Here is a 20,017-nt window from a genome sequence, read left to right as displayed (position 1 = left end):
CTACAGTTGCGGGTTTCGCCCGCTCCACGCCCGCAGCCCCATGGCCACCAAGTCCCCATCCTCGTCGAACAACCGCCTGATCCAGTGGCTGGCCATCGCCCTGCTGGTCATCGTGGCCGACCAGTTCACCAAGGTGCTGATCCTGCACAGCTTCCAGTACGGGGACAGCCACTACGTGCTGCCCTTCTTCAACCTGGTGCGGGTGCACAACACCGGCGCCGCGTTCAGCTTCCTGGCAGGCGCCTCGGGCTGGCAGCGCTGGTTCTTCGTCGCGCTGGGCGCGGCGGCGACGATCTTCATCGTGTGGCTGCTGCGCCGCCACGGCCACCAGACGCAGTTCGCGTGGGCGCTCAGCCTGATCCTGGGCGGCGCGGTGGGCAACGTCGTGGACCGCCTGCTGCACGGCTACGTGGTGGACTTCATCCAGCTGCACTGGGCCGGCTGGTACTACCCGTCCTTCAACATCGCCGACAGCGCCATCACCATCGGCGCCGTCCTGCTGATCTGGGACGAGCTGCGCCGCGTCAAGCGCGGCTGACCCCCCTCACCCTCGGACCGAGGGTTCCTCCGGAGAAACGAGGCTGGCGCGCGGACGCCCGCCTGCTTAGCCTTGTCCGCGGGAAGGGAACACCGTCACGCCGGGGCGCGGGGTGCGCCACGCCCGCGCCGCCGACGTGACGAAGTGGACAGCGCGCGCATGGACAGGAAACGGCCCACGGCGACAATCCGCAGCGACCGAACGCAACCAGAACAGGGCCTCGCCCCCATGCTCGACTTCTCCTGCCTGACCCACTATGACTGGCTCGATGTGCCCATGTGGGTCTACGACCAGGAGCGTCAGCGCAACCTCTGGGCGAATGCCGCGGCGCTGAGCTTCTGGCGCGCGGACAGCGCGGAGGAGTTCCTCTCCCGCGACCTCAGCGACATGAGCCCCTCGGTGGCCGAGCGCCTGGCGGTGACCGCCGCCGACCACACGCAGGGCAAGCTGGTGCGCGAGCAATGGACGCTGTATCCGAAAGGCCAGCCGACGACGGTGATGCTGGTCTCGCGCGGCATCCGCACCCCCGACAAGCGCCAGGTCATGCTGTTCGCGGCGGACTCGCTGGTGAGCGGCGTCGACAAGAGCCTGCTGCGCGGCGTCGAGGCGCTGCAGCACACCTCGGTGCGCATCGCCGTGTTCTCGCTGCGCGACGGCAGCGTGCTGATGCGCAACCCGGCCGCGGCGATGTGCTTCAACGGCCTGCGCAAGACCATCGGCGCGACCGACTTCAGCGCCATCTTCCCCGAGTCCGACCTGGCGCGCCGCATCATGGCGCAGGTGCGCGGCGGCCAGACCTTCGGCGCCGAGCTCGAGATCAACACCGCCAATGGCCGCCGCTGGCACGCGATCGACGCGCGCCCGATGCGCGACCCGGTCAGCGGCGAGGTGGTGCTGCAGCTCAACGCGCGCGACATCAGCGACTTCAAGGCCACGCAGTCGCAGCTCGAGGCCGCGCGCGAGGCCGCCGAGGCGGCCAGCCAGGCCAAGAGCTCGTTCCTGGCCAACATGAGCCACGAGATCCGCACGCCGATGAATGGCGTGCTGGGCCTGACGGAGCTGGTGCTGCAGACCGAGCTCAACGAGCGCCAGCGCAAGTTCATCGAGCTGGCGCACAGCTCGGCCAAGGGGCTGATGGTCATCATCAACGACCTGCTGGACATCGCGAAGATCGAGGCCGGCCGCGTGATCATCGACCAGGCGCCATTCAGCCTGCATGACTGCCTGCGCGAGGCGCTGCATCCGCTGCTGCTGCAGGCGCACGAGAAGGGCCTTCAATTGCATGCGCGCGTGCAGCCCGGCGTGCCGCTGCATCTGCTGGGCGACGCGCTGCGGCTGCGCCAGATCCTGGTGAACCTGGTGGGCAATGCGCTCAAGTTCACCGAGACCGGCGAGGTCCGCGTCGACATCCAGCGCATCGACGGCGACGGCGGCGGCCCGGCCGATGCGGGCCCGCTGCGGCTGCGCATCGCGGTGCACGACACCGGCATCGGCATGACGCGCGAGCAGATCGCGCAGATCTTCACCCCGTTCACGCAGGCCGACGGCAGCATCACGCGCCGCTACGGCGGCACGGGCCTGGGCCTGACCATCGTCAAGCGCCTGGTGGAGCTGATGGGCGGCGAGGTGCAGGTCGAGAGCCAGCCCGGCGCCGGCTCCTGCTTCAGCTTCGAGATCCGCGTCTCCCAGCCGCTGGTGCTGGACGAGGTGGTGCGCACCGAGACGGTGGACGTCGACGTCCACGAGTCGGCGCCTGGCGCGCTCGATGGCGGAAGCGCCACCGACTTCGGCGGCGACACGGTGCCGGCGGGCCTGGACGACCTGCCGCCGCCGCGCCGCATCGTCACCGACGCGGGCGCCCCGGACAGCCGCCAGGACGACGGCAGCGCCAATGACGCGCTGCTGAACGCGGAGACGGTGGCGGCCGAGCTCGACGAGCCGCCACTGGCCGCGTCCGGCGGCTCAAACCAGCAGCACGCCTGAGCCGGTGGTCGTGCGGGCTTCCAGCTCGCGATGCGCGCGCTGGACCTCGTCGAACGGATAGCGCTGCTCGACCTCGATCTTCACCGCGCCGCTCTCGACGGCCTTGAACAGCTCACCGGCGATCTCCTGCGTCGCCTCGAGCGAGCTCAGGTGCACGAACAGCGAGGGCCGCGTCAGGTACAGCCCCTTGGCCGACAGCGCGCCCAGCGGCACCGGCGGCACCGGGCCCGACGCGCCGCCGAAGCTGACCATCAGCCCGAAGGGGCGCAGGCTGGCCAGCGAGCCCTCCCAGGTCGACGCGCCGACCGAGTCGTAGACCACCTTCACGCCCTGTCCGCCGGTGATCGCCTTGACGCGCTCGGCGAAGTTCTCCGTCGAGTAGTTGATCGCATGCGCCGCGCCATGGTCGAGCGCGAGCTGGCATTTCGCATCGCTGCCGGCGGTGGCGATCAGCTGCAGGCCCAGCGCCTTCGCCCACTGGCAGGCGATCAGGCCGACACCGCCGGCCGCCGCGTGGAAGAGCACGTGGTCGCCGGCCTGCAGCCCGCCCTGCGGCAGCGTGCGCCGCAGCAGGTACTGCACGGTCATGCCCTTGAGCATCATCGCGGCGCCCTGCTCGAAGCTGAGGAAATCGGGCAGCCTGACCACGCTGCGCGCCGGCATCACGCGCGCCGTCGCATAGGCGCCCACCGGCTGGCAGGCATAGGCGGCGCGGTCGCCCGGCTTCAGGTGCGTGACGCCCTCGCCCACCGCCTCGACGATGCCGGCCCCTTCCATGCCGATGCCCGAGGGCATCGGCAGCGGGTAGGTGCCATTGCGGTGGTAGATGTCGATGTAGTTGAGGCCGCAGGCCGCGTGGCGGATGCGGATCTCGCCGGGGCCGGGCTCGCCGACCTCGACCGCCTCGATCGTCAGGACCTCCGGTCCGCCTTGGCGCGGGATGCGCACGGCTCTGTCGCTCATCAGGGTTCTCCTCGTGGGGGGATATCGCTCGCGCGTCGTCCGGCGCGCCGATCGCGGCTATCGTGCCAGTCTCCCGTCCCGAGCGCATCGCCCCGATGACCTTGACCCCACGCCTGGCCCTGATGCTGACGCTGCCGCCGCTGCTCTGGGCCGGCAATGCGGTCGTCGGACGCTCGGTGGGGCCGCTGGTGCCGCCGCTGCTGCTCAACGCGATGCGCTGGTCGCTGGCGCTGGCGCTGCTGCTGCTGATCGCGCGGCCGGCGCGGGCGCTGCTGCAAGACCTGGCCCCGCTGCGGCGGCGCTGGGGCTACTTCGCGCTGACCGGGGTGCTGGGCATGGGCTGCTACAACGCGCTGCAGTACCAGGCGCTGCACAGCTCGACGGCGCTCAACGTGACGCTGATCGCGGCCAGCCTGCCGGTCTGGATGCTCAGCATCGGCGCCCTCTTCTACCGCGTCTGGCCGACGCGCCGCCAGCTGGCGGGCGCGCTGCTGTCGCTGGCGGGCGTGGCGCTGGTGATCTCGCGCGGCGACCTCGACCGGCTGGCGCGGATCGAATTCGTGCACGGCGACCTGCTGATGCTGCTGGCCGTGCTGAGCTGGGCCTTCTACAGCTGGCTGCTGGCGCGTCCGCCCGCCCACCTGCAAGGCGGCCAGCGCCCCGGCTGGGACTGGGCCGCGCTCTTGATGGCGCAGATGCTGTTCGGGCTGGCGTTCAGCTGGGGCTCGGCCGGCGTGGAGCAGGCCGCCGGCGCGGCGCCGGTGCGATGGGGCTGGCCGCTGGCGGCGGCGCTCGCGTACGTGGCGGTCGGGCCGTCGCTGATCGCCTACCGCTGCTGGGGCCTGGGCGTGGCGCAGGCCGGGCCGGCGCTGGCGGCCTTCTTCGCCAACCTGACGCCGGTGTTCGCGGCGCTGATGTCGGCCGCGTTGCTGGGCGAATGGCCGGCCTGGTTCCATGGCGCGGCCTTCGCGCTGATCGTGGCGGGGATCGCGGTGTCGTCGGGCCGGCGCTGACGTTGATCAGGCGGCCCGGCGGACCACAGCCTCAGAAGGTGCCCGGGTAGGCGCCGCCGTCGAGCAGGATGTTCTGGCCGGTCAGGTAGCCGGCATGGGCCGAGCACATCAATGCGCAGATCGCGCCGAACTCGGCCGCGCTGCCGAAGCGCTGTGCGGGGATCGCGCTCATGCGTTTGGCGCGGATCTCGTCCAGCGGCTGGCCCGACTTCTGCGCGCCGGCGGCCATGGTCTTGCGCAGGCGGTCGGTGTCGAAGGCGCCCGGCAGCAGGTTGTTGATCGTGACGTTGCGCCCCGCGATGCGTGCCTGGCGCGCGATGCCGGCGACGAAGCCGGTCAGGCCCGAGCGGGCGCCGTTGGACAGGCCGAGCACGTCGATGGGCGCCTTGACCGCGCCGGAGGTGATGTTGACGATGCGGCCGAAGCCGCGATCGGCCATCTGGTCGACGGTGGCCTTGATCAGCGCGATCGGGGTGAGCATGTTGGCGTCCAGCGCGGCGAGCCACTGCTCGCGCTCCCAGTCGCGGAAGTCGCCGGGCGGCGGGCCGCCAGCGTTGTTCACGAGGATGTCGATGCGAGGCGCGGCGGCCAGCGCGGCGGCGCGGCCGGCCTCGGTGGTAATGTCGCCGGCGACGGCCACGACCTGCACGGCCGGGTTGAGCGCGCGCAGCTTGGCGGCCTGCGCCTGCAGGGCCTCCTCGCCGCGGGCGGTGATCACCACGTTGACGCCCTCCGCGGCCAGCGCCTCGGCGCAACCCGCGCCCAGGCCCTTCGAGGCCGCGCACACGAGGGCCCAGCGGCCCGTCAGTCCCAAGTCCATGTCGATCTCCGTGGTCGCATCGATGTTGGCTGCGATTGTGCGCGGCGGGCGCAATCGCGTTGTGCGCGGGGTGACTCCAGCGTCAGGGCCTCAGTTCCAAACCTTCGGCGCCAATCGCAACGAACCTCCGCCGAGAACTCCCTCGCCCCGTCTGCGGGGAGAGGGAGTCGGTCAGCAGCAGCGCTTGACACGATTGCGTCCCCTGCAGGGGCGAGGGGGGAAGACTGGCGGCCTCAGCGCCGCTGGCGCGCGAGCAGCCACACGCCGCCCATCACCAGCGCCGTGCCTGCGACGACCCAGCCGGTGAGCGGTTCGTCCAGGATCAGCACGCCCATCAGTATCGTGGACATGGGCCCGATCATCCCGGTCTGCGCGGCGACCCCCGCCCCCAGGCGCTCGATGGCCATCATGACCATCAGCACCGGCGCGAAGGTGCAGGCCAGCGCGTTGAGCACCGACAGCCACCACACCGCGGGCGCCAGCTCGGCCAGTCCCGACACCGGCCGCGTCAGCAGGAACTGCGCGATGCAGAACCCGCATGCCACCGAAGTCGCCAGCCCGGTGAGCCGCATCGCGCCCAGTCGCTTGACCCACTCGCCGCTGTAGACGAGATAGAGCGCGTACGACACCGCGCTGCCCAGCACCAGCGCGCCGCCCAGCCAGACGTTGGCGCCGGCGACCTGCAGCTCATGGCCGAACACCAGCAGCACGCCGGCGTAGCTGACCGCCAGCGCGCCGGCCTGCCGCAGCGACACGCGGCGGCCGAACATCGCCCACGACAGCAGCAGCACGATGGTCGGGTTGAGATAGAGGATCAGCCGCTCGAAGCTGGCGGTGACGTAGGCCAGTCCCGCGAAGTCCAGGAAGCTGGCGAGGTAGTAGCCGCTGAAGCCCAGGCCGAGCACGGCCAGCCGCTCGCGGCCGGTGAGCGCCGGCCGTCCGCGCCCGGCCCACCAGGCCAGCGCGAGGAACAGCGGCAGCGCCAGCAGCATGCGCAGCATCAGCAGCGTGATGGCGTCGACGCCGTGGCGGTAGGCCAGCTTGACGATGATCGCCTTGCCGGAGAACCCGATCGCGCCACCGATGGCCAGCAGCAGGCCGCTGAGCGGCACGCGCCCGGACGCGGCGCCTGAGGGGACGGCGGAGCCGGGCGCCGCGGGAGGGGAACTGCTCATGGCGGCCGATTCTAGGAAGCGCGGCCGGTGGCGCATTCGCGAAGGGGCAATGCTGGATTCTTGTCCGCGCCCTGCTCCGCCAACCGCACCGCGGTCACGGCGCGGGATGCGCGTTTCGCCGCATGGGCCGGTCACGCGCGGCCCGCATAATCCGCCGTCACAAGGGTTGGACAGAGGGACGGACGTGGCCCTGATGAAGACTTCGTTGCGCAGCGCGGTGATCCTGGCGCTGCTGGTGGGCCTGACGCTGCCGACCGGCGGCGTGCTGCTCTATGAGCAGCAGTTGAGCCGCCGCGTCGTGATGGAGGACCTCAAGCGCGACCTGTCGCGGGTGTCGGAGGTGCTGGCGCTGTCGCTGGCCGAGCCGATCTGGCAGGTCTCGCCCGACCTGGCCGAGCCCATGGTCAAGGCGCAGGTGGACGATCCGCGCTTCGTGTCGGTGGTCGTCACCGAGAACGCCGCGCAACAGGCCTTCATCGAATTCCACCGCGGCACGCCCGACGACGCGATGACGCTCAGCGAGACGCGCCCGGTGCTGCGCGACGGCCGCGAGATCGCCAAGCTGACCGTGGTCATGAGCGCCGAGCCGCTGATGGCGCGCAAGCGCGACGATCTCTGGAACGCGCTGTGGCGCAGCCTGCTGACGCTGACGGTGTCGCTGGCGCTGATCCTGGTGGTGATGCAGCGGCGCGTGCTGCGCCCCATCGCGCGCCTGTCCGGCGCGGCCGACGAGCTTGCGTCCGGCCAGCTCGACAAGCCGCTGGAGCTCGGCGGCGAGGACGAGATCGCGCGCGTGGGCAAGGCGATGGAGCGGATGCGGCAGGCGCTGCTGAAGGCCTTCGACGACCTGCGCGGCCACGCCAGCACGCTGGAGGACCAGGTGGCGCAGCGCACCGTGCAGCTGACCGAGGCTAACGCCGAGCTGACGCAGGCGCTGGCGAATCTGAAGACCGCGCAGCGCGAGCTGGTGGAGTCGGAGAAGCTGGCCTCGCTGGGGCGGCTGGTGGCGGGGGTCGCGCACGAGCTCAACACGCCGCTGGGCAACGCGCTGACGGTGGTGTCGGCGCTCGAGGACCGCTGGGGCAAGCTGGACCGCATGCTGGCGGACAACACGCCGATGCGGCGCAGCCAGCTCGAGGAGCTGGTCAAGGACACGCGCCGCGGCCAGGACATCCTGCACCGCAACGTGCAGAAGGCGGCGGACCTGGTGCGCGACTTCAAGCAGGTCGCGATCGACCAGACCAGCGACACGCGGCGCGATTTCGAGCTCGCGCAGGTGGTGGAGGACGTGCTGGTGATGGTCGAGCCCAGCTTCAAGCACACGCCCTTGCGCATCGTCACCGAGCTGCAGCCGGAGCTGCGCATGAGCAGCTATCCGGGCGCGCTGGGCCAGGTGCTGACCAACCTGCTGATGAACGCGCTGGTGCACGCCTTCGAGGGGCGCGAGCGCGGCGAGGTGGGCGTGGCCTGCCACCGGCTGGATGACGGGCAGGTCGAGCTGTCGGTGCGCGACGATGGGCGCGGCATGGATGCCTCGGTGGTGCGGCGGATCTTCGATCCGTTCTTCACGACCAAGCTGGGCAAGGGCGGCTCGGGGCTGGGCATGCACATCGTGCACAACATCGTGACGAACGTGCTGGGCGGGCAGATCGAGGTGATCTCCCAGCCCGGCGAAGGCACGCGCATGGTGATGCGGCTGCCGGTGGACGCGCCGCTGCGCGCCGCCGGCGAGGAGCGGGCCGCCTGAGCGGCGGCCGGCCGGGGCCTGCTCAGTGCGAGGCGGCGGATGAGGCCGCCGAGGCCGCGTCCATGGGGATGACCGCGGAGGCCGCCGCCATGGCCGCCGAGGCGGCATCGCTGGCGGCCTGGTCGGCGTGACCGCCGGTGACGTCGTGCTTCTCCCCGCTCAGGTCGATGTTGCCGCCGCTGCGCATCAGCACGAAGAGCGCGATCGCGGCGAAGACGATGAATCCAAGGACGAGTTTCCACATGATGCCGAGTTCCTCTTGAGGTGGCCGGTCACGACAGACTGACCGGGTCGAGGGGCATTGTGGGAAGCAAGGCTGACAGCAGGCTGAGCGGATCGATGATCCGCTTCCTCTTCGGACCGCCCGGTGCAGGCCACCTGCACCGGGCATCTGGCCGAGGTCAGAAGCTCACGTGACGGTGAGGCTCGTTGACCGACATGCCGGGCATGCGCTGCGAGGTATCGGACGCCGACGCGATCGAGGACGTCGTCCCCGACGGCGAGAACGCCGCCATCGCCGACACGAGGGCCTGGGCCTGCGTGTCGGTGAGCACGGTGCCGTCACCGAAGCGGAACTCCTCGACGTGGTACTTCGAGCCCAGATACCAGTCCTGCAGCGTCAGCACATCGCTGGTGCCGTTCACCTTGGCCAGCAGCGCGTTGCCGCTCTTCTGGAAGCTGATGTCGCCCTTGGCGATGTTGGCGCCGAAGCTGACGAAGTCCTTCACGCCGGTGGTCGCGTCGTTCTCGACGATCGTGTCGCTGCCGTAGCCGCGGCCGAAGACGTAGCCGTCCGCGCCCGCGCCGCCGGTCAGCGTGTCGTTGCCGCCGGCGCCGTCGAGCGTGTCGTTGCCCGCCGCGCCGGACAGCGCGTTGGCACCGGCGTTGCCGATCATCACGTTGTTGGCCGCGTTGCCGGTCGCGCCGAGGCCGGAGGTGCCGGACAGCGTGACGTTCTCCAGGTTGGTGGCCAGGGTGAGCGTCACGGCGGACACGACGGTGTCGGTGCCCTCGCTGGCGTTCTCGGTGATCACGTCGGTGGTGGCGTCGATGACGTAGGTGTCGTTGCCGGTGCCGCCGACCAGCGTATCCACGCCGGCGCCGCCGTCGAGGGTGTCGTCGCCCGCGCCGCCCACGATCGAGTCGTTGCCGGCCATGCCGCTGAGCAGGTTGTTGCCGGTATTGCCCCGGATCGTGTTGTCGAGCGAGTTGCCCGTACCGCCGGCTGATGCAGTGCCGGTCAAGGTCAGGTTCTCGGTGTCCGACATCAGCGTCCAGGTCACCGACGACTCCACCGTATCGGTGCCGCCACCGGCGGCCTCGACGGTGAGGTCGCCGGCGTTGTCGACCACATAGGTGTCGTTGCCCGCGCCGCCGGTCATGGTGTCCGCGCCGGCGCCGCCATCAAGGCGATTGATACCGGCGCTGCCGAGCAGCGTGTTGGCCGTGGCGTTGCCGGTGCCGTTCAGGTTGCCGGTGCCCAGCAGCGTGAGCTGCTCGACATCGGCGGACAGCGTGTAGGTCACGGTGGACTCCACGCGGTCCGTGCCGCTGGACGGCTTCTCGATGACGACGTCCAGGACGTTGTCGACCTTGTAGACGTCGTTGCCGCCACCGCCCTGCATCGTGTCCGCGCCAGCGAGGCCGTCGAGGACGTTGGCGCCGTCGTTGCCGGTGAGGACGTTGGCCATCGTGTTGCCGGTGCCGTTGATGTCGGCCGCACCGCTCAGGCTGAGCTGCTCGACGTTGCTCGTCAGCGTGCACGACACACTGGCGATGACCTTGTCGATGCCCTGGTTCGCGGACTCCGTTATCACGTCACCGGCGTTGTCGACGATATAGAGGTCGTCGCCGACCCCGCCCTTCATCGTGTCGACGCCCAGCCCGCCGTCGAGCGTGTCGTTGCCCTCGTTGCCCACCAGCGAATCGTTGCCAGCGAGTCCGCTCATCCGGTTGTCCTGCTCGTCGCCCGTCAGCGTGTCGTTGCCCGGCGTGCCATAGCGCTCGGACGCCCGGGCATTCAACTCATCGAGGCCCCAGACGACCCCATTGGAGAACCGCACGCTTTCGACCTGGAACATGGTCAACACGGCATCGGTCACGCGTGAGCGCAAGGTGTAGCCGCTCGCCCAGCGTCCGTACCCCTCGACCGAGCCCGCGGAGACCACGAGGTCCTCCGGCGCAACGCCAGCCGCGACGATCAAGGTATCGACGTCCTCGCCGACCTCGTCGATGACCACGTCCTGACCAATGCCGAGTTGGGCGCGTGCTGGCGCCTGGGTGAAGTCGAACCGGTAGGTGTCCGTGCCCGCCCCGCCCACCAGCAGACCAGGCCCGCTCAAGGTGTCGTTTCCGGCTCCGCCGAACAGTCGGTCCTGAGGCTTCCCGCCAGTCAGCACATCGTCGCCATCGGTGCCGACGAACGCTCCCGGCCGAGGGGTCTGGACGGCGACCAGTCGACCTGGCACTTCGGATGCGAGGACGACGCCGCCATCGGCGAACTCGAACCGCGCGCTCGCGTAGAGCGATGAGAGCTCGTTGCTCACGTCCTCGGTATTGAAGAATCCCTCGACGGTAATGACGTCCGCACTGTTCCGGATCGACACAAGCAATTGGCGGTCGATGCCCCTGGAGAACTGGACATCCGCGGGATCGATGGAAGCATCGAACCGGATCGTGCTCGAGTAGCCGCGGGTTTGGGTACCAAAGACGGAATCCTGGCCAAACCCTCGGCCGAACTGGAACACGACATCCCGGTCGCCAGCGAGAAGGACGTCGTTGCCCGCTCCGCCGATCAGGGTGTCCCGATCGGTGCTGTGGACGTCATTCGGGATGCGGGAGTTCCACGGCAGTCCGGCGTAGATGGGGTCGGTGCCGGCGGCAAGGCGGTCGTTGCCGTCGCCGCCGAGCAGCAGATCCGACCCCAATCCGCCGACCAGCGTGTCATCGCCGGCGCCACCGGAGATCAGCGGATCGTCATCGTCTCCGCCAAGGACGAAGTCGTTGCCGTCCTCGCCTTCGAGCCGGTTCGCGCCGTTGAATCCATAGATGGTGTCGTTGCCGGCACCACCCGAGAACGCGTTCGTCTCCAGTGCATCCAGGAGGACGTCATTGCCGGCGGTGACGGTGTTCGCCTCCGCGACCAGGCTTTCCAGCGATCGCGAACCGCCGCCAGCGAACTCCACGCCGTCGACGCCGAACTTGCCCTTCGCATAGACCGCCTCGTCGGGCGTCCACGTGAAGTTCGTCGCATCGGCTGTCAGCGAGCTGCCACTGCCGCCATAGCTCAGGATCAGGTTGGTCTGCCAGCGCAGCGCCGCGCTGCCCTTCTCCGCTTCGTAGGAGTTCCGGTAGTACACCATCGAGCCGGACCAGCGCGCCTTCAGCGAGGCTGCCGTCACATCGCTTTCGACACGCAGGAGGTTGGACGCCCCCTGGTCATATCGGGCGACGTCGGTACCGGACGCATCGGACACCACGAAGGTGTTGCGCCCCGCGCCGCCGCTGAACGTGTCGTTGCCTGCACCGCCGATCAACAGGTCGTCGCCCAGCCCGCCGAAGAGCTGGTCGTCGCCGAGTCCGCCATCGAGCGTATCCGCGCTGTCGCGGCCGTACAGGGTGTCGTTGCCTTCCAGGCCCTGCAGCCGGTCGCTCGCGCCGGTGCCGCGCAGCAGGTCCGCGGCAGCGGTCGGGCCGCTCAGCTTCGCCGCGATCAGCGCCGGGATGTCGAGTTCGCTGCCATCGCGGAAGCGCACGCGCTCGATCACGCCGGAGATCGCGCTTGCCGAGGACTTCAGGCCGAAGCGGACCGACGCGGAACCATTGTTCCAGCGGAGCAAGAACTGGTCCTCGTCGGAGTCCGAAGAAACGGCGTCGAGCGTCACCGACAGCGCGCCCGGCACATCGTCGATGAGCAAGGTGTCGACGCCGCTGTCGTTCCCGTCGCTGCTGATGTCGACCGCGCCGTCTCCGGCGCGCACGATGAAGGTGTCGTCACCAGCGCCGCCATTCAGAGTGCCGCCGCCCGGGCCCGCCTCCAGCGTGTCGTTGCCGGCGCCACCCCAGAGCCGGTCAAAGCCGCCACCGCCCTTGAGCACGTCGTCCCCGGCGCCGCCATCCAGGGAATCCTGGCCGTTGCCGCCGTCGAGCGTGTCGTTGCCGGCGAAGCCCAGGATCGAGTCGTCGCCCGTGGTGGACTGCTGCGTCGCCGCGATCAACTGGCTGAAGTCGTAGACCGCGCCACTGCCCAACGTGAGCTTCTCGATGGCGCCTGCGGCCTTGTTGCCATTCGCGTCGAAGGCGTTCTGGATGAGGATCTGGAGGTTGGTGCCGGTGATCGAGAACCCGGTGCCGGTGGACCGGATGACGGTCGACGACGGGTTGATGGCGAAGCCGGTGAAGTACAGCTGATCGTCGTCGCCGCCGGCGTCGTTGATGGTCCAGGTCTGTGTGACCGAGTTGCTGACCCAGCCCTCCGGATTGGACGCGATGTAGCGATCGTTCGACGTGGTCGAATCGTCGATGGACACGGCGCTGATGAACGCCCGCTGACCGTAGGACAGCCGGTACGTGTCGTCGCCCTGTGCGCCATACATCGTGTCGCGGGCGCTTGGCGTATCGCTGAGCAGCTCGTCGTTGCCGTCGCCGCCATACAGGACGTTCCAACCCGCGCCGCCCTGCAGGAAGTCGTTGCCGGCGCCGCCCTGGAGCGTGTCGTCGCCCGCATCGCCCGCCAGCTGGTCATCGCCATCGTCGCCCGACAGCAGATCGTGGCCTGCGCCGCCGTACAGCAGATCCCCGCCATCGCCGCCGTTGAGTGAATCGTTGCCGTCCTCGCCCTTGAGCGTGTCGTTGCCGTCTCGCCCCTCGATGCGGTCATCTCCGGCGCCCGCGTCATAGCGGTCGTTGAAGGGGCCGAGCACCTGGACATCGTTGCCGGCGGTGCCCGTTTGAACCTTGTCCGTCTCCACCACGAAGGTGGAGGCGTCCCAGACCGTGCCGTCGTCGAACACGATGCTGCCGATCACGGTGTCGGCGAACTGCCGCGTGATGGTGAGCCCGTCCAAGGTGCCCTTGACCCACAGCTGAAGGTCGAAGTCGTTCCTGGACAGGACCAGGTCGGCGGGCGAGATGCCGGGCTTGAGACGGAGCGTGTTGACGTCTCCGGCCGCGCGCCCGGACTCGCCGATCGTCGACAGACCTGCACCGCGGCCCCAGACGTAGGTGTCGGAGCCGAAGCCGCCATCCATCGTCTCGCCATCGGCGAGCAGGTCGTCGCCATTGCCACCGATGAGGACATCGGCCCCCTCGTCGCCATACAGCGAGTCGTTGCCATCGTCGCCACGCAGCGTGTCGTTGCCAGAGCCGCCATGAATCACGTCGGCTCCGCCAAGACCGCCGATCTCGTCATTGCCGCCCAGGCCGTCGATCCGGTCGTCGCCTTCGGTGCCGAGATAGATGTCGGCGCCTTCCGTCGTTCCCGTGACGAGATTGGCCAGGATCGCCGCGGCATCCCAGCTCGTGCCATTGTCGAAGACGATGCGCTCGATCGAGGTCCCCGCGAAGTGACCGGTGACCGTCACCACGTCATCGCCGCCGCGCCGGCGGATCATCAGGTCGTCGCCGGTCCGCGTGAGCACGGTGTCCCCGGGCTGCAGGCCACCAGCCACTCGCAGCGTATCGATGTCGGCGGACGCGAGGCCCGCGTCAGTCACGATGTCCTTGCCGCTGCCGGCGCCCCACACGTAGGTGTCCGAGCCGTCGCCGCCCGCCAGCGTGTCGGCACCGCCACCGCCGCGAAGCACGTCGTTGCCGCCGCCGCCCGTCAGGACGTTCGCCGCATCGTTGCCGGTCAGCGTGTCATCACCCGATCCACCGGTCGCGTCCTCGATCTGGGTGCCGAAGCCGATGAAGGCCTGGTTGTCCGCGAGGATGCTGGTGGCCTTCGAGCCCTTGTAGATCCACGAGCCCGGCGTCAGGTCGACGAAGACCGCCTGGGTCTCGGCGCTGGCGTCGAACAGGTCCTTGCCGGCGCTGTCCTGCACCCAGCGTGTCCCGAAGCGGTGGATGTCGTTGCCGGTGCTGATGGCCGTGCTCACGCCGTAGAGCCGCTGCAGCGCCGCGACATCGAAAGGCGCGAGCGCCGTCGCCGCGGTGCCGGGACGCGTGTACGACATCACCGTGTTGGTGTTGTTGTTCTCCTCGTTCGGGAGCACGGGCGGCTCGAACGGGTGCTTCAGGCCGAGCGCATGGCCGATCTCGTGGAGCAGCACCTCGAAGCCGGCGGAGCCAACGCCGAGCGAGTTCCGCGGCGCGCTCTCGCCGAACTCGTCCTTGCGAGTCAACGAGTACAGGGTGCTGTTGAGGTGGATCTCCCCATTGGCGGGCTTGGCGTAGCCGGCTGCGGCGCCCGCTCCTTCGGACGTCAGGTCGTCAAGATGGAAGCTGAGGTCGGCCTGAGCGTCATCCGCCAGTTCGACGAACTTGAGATCCACGACAGCGCTGAAGCGCGCGAGGGCGTCACGCACTGCCTGCTTCTGCACGTCGGTGAACGGGGCGGTGCCGGTCACCTCGAGGGGTGCGGTCTTGCCGAACGAGTAGCTCAGCACATGCTTGCCCGCGGCTTTCACCTCGTCGCGCGCGAGCAGCGCGTTGACGAAGTAAAGCGGAGCGAGCGCTGCGAAGGGATCCAGGGGCGGCTCGCCGGCCGGGGGCGGAGGCGCCTTGGCCAGGATTTCGTCGCGGCCCCAGACCGTGCCGTCCTCGAAGCGGATCTCGGCGATGGCGTTCTGGGGCTCGCCCGCTCCCTCGGCTGAGGCGTCGCTGCCCATGCTCGCCAGGCCGAAGTTGCTGCCCAGGTAGTAGCCGACGACGCGCACCTGGTCGGTGGCGCCGTACTTGATCAGCAGGTCGGCGCCATCGCGTTCGAGCGTGCGCACGTCGCCGCTCGAGAACTTGAACGCGATGACGTTGCGAGACCCGCCCGCGCCATCGTCGCGGATGATGTCCTGTCCGTCGCCGCGCGAGAACAGGTAGAGGTCGTTGCCGCCGCCGCCCGACATCTCGTCGTTGCCGGCGCCTCCTTCAAGGATGTCGGCGCCGTCGGTACCTTCACCCGCGTCGCCATAGAGCGTGTCGTTGTCGTCGCCCCCGCGCAGGTAGTCGCTGCCATCGCCGCCGGTGAGGATGTCGCCGCCGGTGCCACCGTCGAGGACGTCGTCGCCGGCATCGCCCCACAGCAGGTCGGCGTTGGCGCCGCCGGAGAGGAAGTCATTGCCGTCATCCCCCATGAGCGAGTCGTTGTCCGCGCCGCCGTCGAGATAGTCGTTGCCGTTGCCGCCCCAAAGGGCGTCCGCTCCGCTCTCGCCGAAGCCGTGGTCGTCGCCTTCGCCGCCATAGACCTCGTCCTGGCCGGTGCCGCCGAACAGGTAGTCGTCACCGTGGTTGCCCCATAGCGAATCGTTGCCCTCGCCGCCGTCCAGGAAGTCGCCGCCCATGCGCGACTTGTCCATGCCCGGTGGATAGTCCTTGGTCGGGTAGAGGTACATGGCGTCGCCGTAGAGCCGGTCGTCGCCCTTGCCGCCATGCAGCACGTCGGCACCGTTGCCGCCGACCAGTGTGTCCTTGTCGTCGCCGCCGTCGAGGAAGTCGCGGCCCGCGCCGCCGGAGAGTTCATCGGCGCCCTCGCCGCCATCGAGCAGGTCGTCGCCGTCATTGCCGACAAGCACGTCGTTGTCCGCCTCCCCGTAGAGCTTGTCGTTCTCGTTGCCGCCGAGAAGCACGTCGTTGCCGATGCCGCCGTACAGGCGCGCGCCTTCGAGGTCAGAGCCTGGCTTGAGCTTGTCGCCGGAAGTCATCAGCACCAGGTCATAGGACTTGGGCTTGCCAAAGGTGGCTGGGGGCGCCTGCGTGAGGTTTGAGCCGCGCTGCACGTCACCGCTGTCGCCGAGCGTGACCTTGAGCTTCATCCAGGGCTCGAGACTGGCTTCTGGGGAGCCCGAGTTGAACCACCACAGATAACCCTGGTAGGTCGGATTGCTCTGCAGGTCCGCCTTGAAGTCGATGTCGAAGCCGGCCAGCTCGGGATGCGGGATGTCGAAGCGCTGTCCGTTCAGCGAGTACCAGAACTGGTTCGCGGTGTCGCCATCGGTCTTCAGCCAATCGAAGAAGCCGGAGCCCTCGCTCCATGCCAGGGTGTCGGGCGTGGTCGTGCGCGTGATGTCGAAGTTGGCACCGGCCTGCAGCAGGTCGTTGCCGGCGCCGCCGTAGGCGACGTCCTTGCCTTCGCCGGTGAAGATGATGTCGTTGCCTGCGCCGCCTTCCAGCCAGTCATCGCCGCCGCGGCCGTCGAGGATGTCGTTGCCGGTGCCGCCGGCCAGCACGCTGGCGCTGTCGGTGCCGCGCAGCACGTCGTTGCCTTGGCCGCCGTCGATCGCGTCGCCCTCGTCGAGGTCGACGAAGTTGTTGTCGGCGCGGGAAGTCGGGGCGTTCAGCGTGACCTGCGGGCGTTCGCGGTCCTGCGGCTCGCCGGAGAGCGTGATGCCGTACTGGCCGGGCTGCCAGTTGCGCAGGTAGATGGTGTTGAGCTTGTCGCCGCCCTGGCTCAGGACGAGCGTCGTCGAGCCGTTCAGGTCGTACTTGCGGATCTCGACGCCATTGCCGACCCAGGCGCGCTTGTTGGCGTCATAGGTGGCGGAGCCGACGGAGGTCTCGCCGAAGCGGATGACGTCGCTGCCTTGGCCGTCCTCGATGAGGTCGACGCCGAAGTCGTTGCCCTCGTAGAGATAGGTGTCGCTGCCGGCGCCGCCCTTCAGATAGTCGGCGCCCTTACCGCCGGTGATCTGGTCGTTGCCGGCGCCGGCGACGATCACGTCAGCATCGTCGCCGCCGTTGATGATGTCGTCCTCGCCGCCACCGACGATGCTGTCGTTGCCCTTGCCACCGTCGAGGGAGTTGTGACCTTGGCCGCCGATCAGGACATCCGTCCCATCGCCACCGTCGAGCAGCGCAATGCCGGCGCCGCCTTTGATCTCGAGGATGTCGTTGCCGCCATCGCCGTGCAGGGAGTTCGTGTCCGAGCCGCCTTCATCGAAGAGGTAGTCGTTATCGGCACCGCCCCAAAGCTTGTCAGCCCCGCGGCCGCCAGACAGGAAGTCGTTGCCCTCATCTCCGCTCAACTCATCGTCGCCCAGCCCGCCGGAAACGTAGTCCGTGCCACGACCACCACTGATCGTGTCGTTGCCCTCTCCGCCATAGAGCGTGTCGTCGTAGCGCTTGGGCACGTCGGCCGCAGTACCTCCGTCGCCCTGAATGGAGTCGTTTCCTAGACCGCCCTCGATGAAGTCACTCCCTGATCCACCGACGATCGTGTCGTCGCCAGCGTCACCGTAGATTCGGTCCTCGTTCACGCCGCCGAGCATGTTGTCGCCGGCTCGGGAGCCGAACAGATACTGGCGGGCGTTTGCGTCATGCAACCACTCGGCGGGATTGATCGGAGGCGGAGAGCCAGGCTCAGGGCTTTCCAGCACACCACTATCGGGATTCACACGGAAGCTGATTCCGCTCGCGAAGTCCTTGAAGGTGGCAATGCCCTTGGCATAAATCGCGGGGGCAAAACCACCGTTCAGCGGCGTCGCAGCTCTGGCTACCCAGCTGAGCATTGCTGCTCGATCGTCAATCCAACGATCACTCAAGTTTCCTAGCCCGGTTGAAGAATTAACTAGGCTCAACTCCTGATCGTCACGAGCCTTAGGGGTGATCAGTACGATAGACAATCCCCTTAAGGCTGCGCGCGCCTCGACATCGGTGCGCGCGAGTGCCCGCAAGTCCTCGGGGCTTAGTATTCGAGCCTTGGCAGCTTGGCTTTCTTCCGTTGTCCATTGACTAAATATCTGTCGCGCTCTCGAGTCAAAGCTATCCTCAGTCGTTTGACCAATCTTCGCTTGCCCCGTAAGCGACCCTTCGACCATATCTAGGAAGCGGGGAAGTCCCGCCTCGGCCATTTGCTTAATGGGCACGCCTACGGCCGGAGTTCGGCTAGCCACGGGAACCAAAAACCCAATCGCTTCCCCAAGGGTCTTGGTCCGGGCCGCAATCGCAGCCTGAGCTACTGGGCCCCCGACCCATTGCTGCCACCAGTCCCTCAGAACAGCTTCCCCCCCACCTACCCCAGGCAAAAACACGCGCTGAATGGCGGCGAGGTTTGCCTCCGTGTAACTATACGCCGCATAAAGGACGTTCTTAAGATCGTCCACGGTATCGAGAGTATCCCGCTGCCCAGTTGTCAGAAGGCGCCAGCTTTCGTACGGCGCGTTGCCGCCAAGCATATTGAAGCCGAGCGCGCCGGCCCAAGCGCTATTTTGAGAAGTTGCAGTGTCCTGGGCGCCGAGAATATTCTTGTAGAGATTCTGCCCGATCGAAGAAGCGTCTGCCGCTGCCAACTCGTCGATCGCGGGGATCGTGTAGCCACTCCTCCTAAAGTTATCCAGCATGTTGAACGCGACACCGTTCGACGACAGCTGCATCTCTTGCTCGGTCGGCGGGCGGCCGACTCGCAATTGGAATTCAGTGGCAGTGTACGTACGAATGAAGGCGCTATGAACGCCCACACCAGCATTGGCGCCAGCCGCGACGTCAAGCCACATTTTTGCGCTTGTGGCCACAGCAGCATCTTCAATTGACAGTGTTCCCGAGAGCATTCGTTCGCTCAGGATCAAACTTAATTCAACATAGAAAGGCGCCCAGTTACCCTCGGACGTAGGCGCCCCTGCAGAGGTTTGCGCGCTGCATTGAGCAAGTGCCCGCGTGATCCGATTCTGCTCTGCCTCATTCAACTTGATGGCCATCACTGCACCTCCTCAATCAGATTCTGAAGATCACGCTTGACGTGAGAAATCATAGTCGCCGCAGCAAAAACCTGTCCACTAATGGCGACCTTGACGATGACGCGGCTATCCTTTCCGACATCAACGCCGAACCAAGCTTGGCAAAGCCCAGTCGAACTCGTTCCGAAGCGCCCAAGATTCATATACAAATTATCACCCTGCTCTTCGGCCGTCTCTCCCGGCGAGCAAGATATGTTTACTGGACGATTACGCTCGTCATCAACCGCACCATTAATGCTCCACTCAGGACCGCTCCTGACCCACCTTTTCGGATTTTCGCGTTTAAATTGAGAAACCTTTGCAGGACTTGCGATCCACTTTGTGAATGCAATTCCATCAAAGGACTCAGATGAACCAATCTCGCTGAGATAAACAGGGTCAGTAACGAAAGAACGATCATGAATCGCCACGATCACCACATGCGCAGCAGCGATAATTTTCGCATTCACCTTGGATAAATCGCTCTGAAGCACCCATGCACCATCACTCATCAGCTTTCTGCCGAACGAAACACTAGGCCCACTACAGGCCAAGCCCTTTAGCACACCAGAGAAATCATCGTTCCTGAACTTAATCTTCGTGCCGGAAAACTCAATGTATTGATAACCAATAATACTCAAATCGACGCCAGGGCAGCGCGGCAAAGCCTTTGCACTCGAACTCGCCTGCCGATCCTGCTCGGCAGATCGAGAAGGAGTTTTCTGGGAAAACGGGAACTGCTTTTCACATCCTCCAAGGAAAACTGACAACGAGAGCATTATGACGATCAAAATGCTTCGTTGGCCACGCCAAGAGGTTGGGTCAAAATACTCCAATGGATGCTCCATAAATTGCTAATTGATAGTCACTGATTGAACCAAGACCGCAAACTTCGGCCCAAGGACCTAGCCCCTCG

General features: G+C 67.4%; 10 protein-coding genes. 4 read left to right on the top strand and 6 right to left on the bottom strand.

Translation table 11 applies throughout. The annotated features are described in order from the left end of the window. The first annotated feature begins 40 nt into the window (after positions 1 to 40). Positions 41 to 538: a signal peptidase II gene (gene lspA, locus ACEN96_RS10770; RefSeq protein WP_495588007.1), complete on the top strand. Its 498-nt coding sequence runs from the start codon at positions 41 to 43 to the stop codon at positions 536 to 538. A 228-nt stretch (positions 539 to 766) separates the two neighbouring features. Next, positions 767 to 2,521, top strand: coding sequence for a sensor histidine kinase (locus tag ACEN96_RS10765; protein WP_495588006.1), 1,755 nt, complete (start codon positions 767 to 769; stop codon positions 2,519 to 2,521). Here the strand turns inward: ACEN96_RS10765 and ACEN96_RS10760 are convergent. Continuing rightward, positions 2,501 to 3,484 carry a quinone oxidoreductase family protein gene (locus ACEN96_RS10760; protein WP_495588005.1) on the bottom strand — a complete coding sequence of 328 codons (984 nt, stop codon included), beginning with the start codon at positions 3,482 to 3,484 and terminating at the stop codon, positions 2,501 to 2,503. The genes ACEN96_RS10765 and ACEN96_RS10760 overlap by 21 nt on opposite strands. A 95-nt stretch (positions 3,485 to 3,579) precedes the next feature. Between ACEN96_RS10760 and ACEN96_RS10755 the strand changes: the two genes are divergently transcribed. Further along, positions 3,580 to 4,497: a DMT family transporter gene (locus tag ACEN96_RS10755; protein WP_495588004.1), complete on the top strand. Its 918-nt coding sequence runs from the start codon at positions 3,580 to 3,582 to the stop codon at positions 4,495 to 4,497. 31 nt (positions 4,498 to 4,528) lie between these two features. Here ACEN96_RS10755 and ACEN96_RS10750 read toward each other — a convergent pair whose 3' ends face one another. Both ACEN96_RS10750 and ACEN96_RS10745 read right to left on the bottom strand, forming a co-directional pair. After that, positions 4,529 to 5,317, bottom strand: coding sequence for an SDR family oxidoreductase (locus ACEN96_RS10750; RefSeq protein WP_495588003.1), 789 nt, complete (start codon positions 5,315 to 5,317; stop codon positions 4,529 to 4,531). A gap of 233 nt (positions 5,318 to 5,550) precedes the next feature. Next, positions 5,551 to 6,492: a DMT family transporter gene (locus ACEN96_RS10745; protein ID WP_495588002.1), complete on the bottom strand. Its 942-nt coding sequence runs from the start codon at positions 6,490 to 6,492 to the stop codon at positions 5,551 to 5,553. A gap of 193 nt (positions 6,493 to 6,685) precedes the next feature. On the opposite strand from ACEN96_RS10745, the gene ACEN96_RS10740 reads away from it, so the two are divergent. Continuing rightward, a complete protein-coding gene (locus ACEN96_RS10740) occupies positions 6,686 to 8,239 on the top strand; it encodes a sensor histidine kinase (RefSeq protein WP_495588001.1) in 1,554 nt (517 codons plus the stop codon). Positions 8,240 to 8,261: 22 nt separating this feature from the next. On the opposite strand, the gene ACEN96_RS10735 is transcribed toward ACEN96_RS10740, so the two are convergent. The 3 genes from ACEN96_RS10735 to ACEN96_RS10725 form a co-directional block, all read right to left on the bottom strand. After that, the gene (locus tag ACEN96_RS10735; RefSeq protein WP_495588000.1) at positions 8,262 to 8,483 is read right to left on the bottom strand and encodes a hypothetical protein; all 222 of its coding nucleotides are present in this window, start codon (positions 8,481 to 8,483) and stop codon (positions 8,262 to 8,264) included. 157 nt (positions 8,484 to 8,640) lie between these two features. After that, the gene (locus tag ACEN96_RS10730) at positions 8,641 to 19,083 is read right to left on the bottom strand and encodes a calcium-binding protein (protein WP_495587999.1); all 10,443 of its coding nucleotides are present in this window, start codon (positions 19,081 to 19,083) and stop codon (positions 8,641 to 8,643) included. Then, positions 19,083 to 19,937: a hypothetical protein gene (locus ACEN96_RS10725; RefSeq protein WP_495587998.1), complete on the bottom strand. Its 855-nt coding sequence runs from the start codon at positions 19,935 to 19,937 to the stop codon at positions 19,083 to 19,085. Before ACEN96_RS10725 ends, ACEN96_RS10730 begins: the two co-directional genes overlap by 1 nt. Positions 19,938 to 20,017: the final 80 nt, after the last annotated feature.

It is taken from the genome of Roseateles sp. Mitsp63, assembly GCF_059491535.1.
The sequence above is the reverse complement of the archived record's forward strand: the minus strand, read 5'-3'. Positions and strand labels throughout refer to the sequence as shown.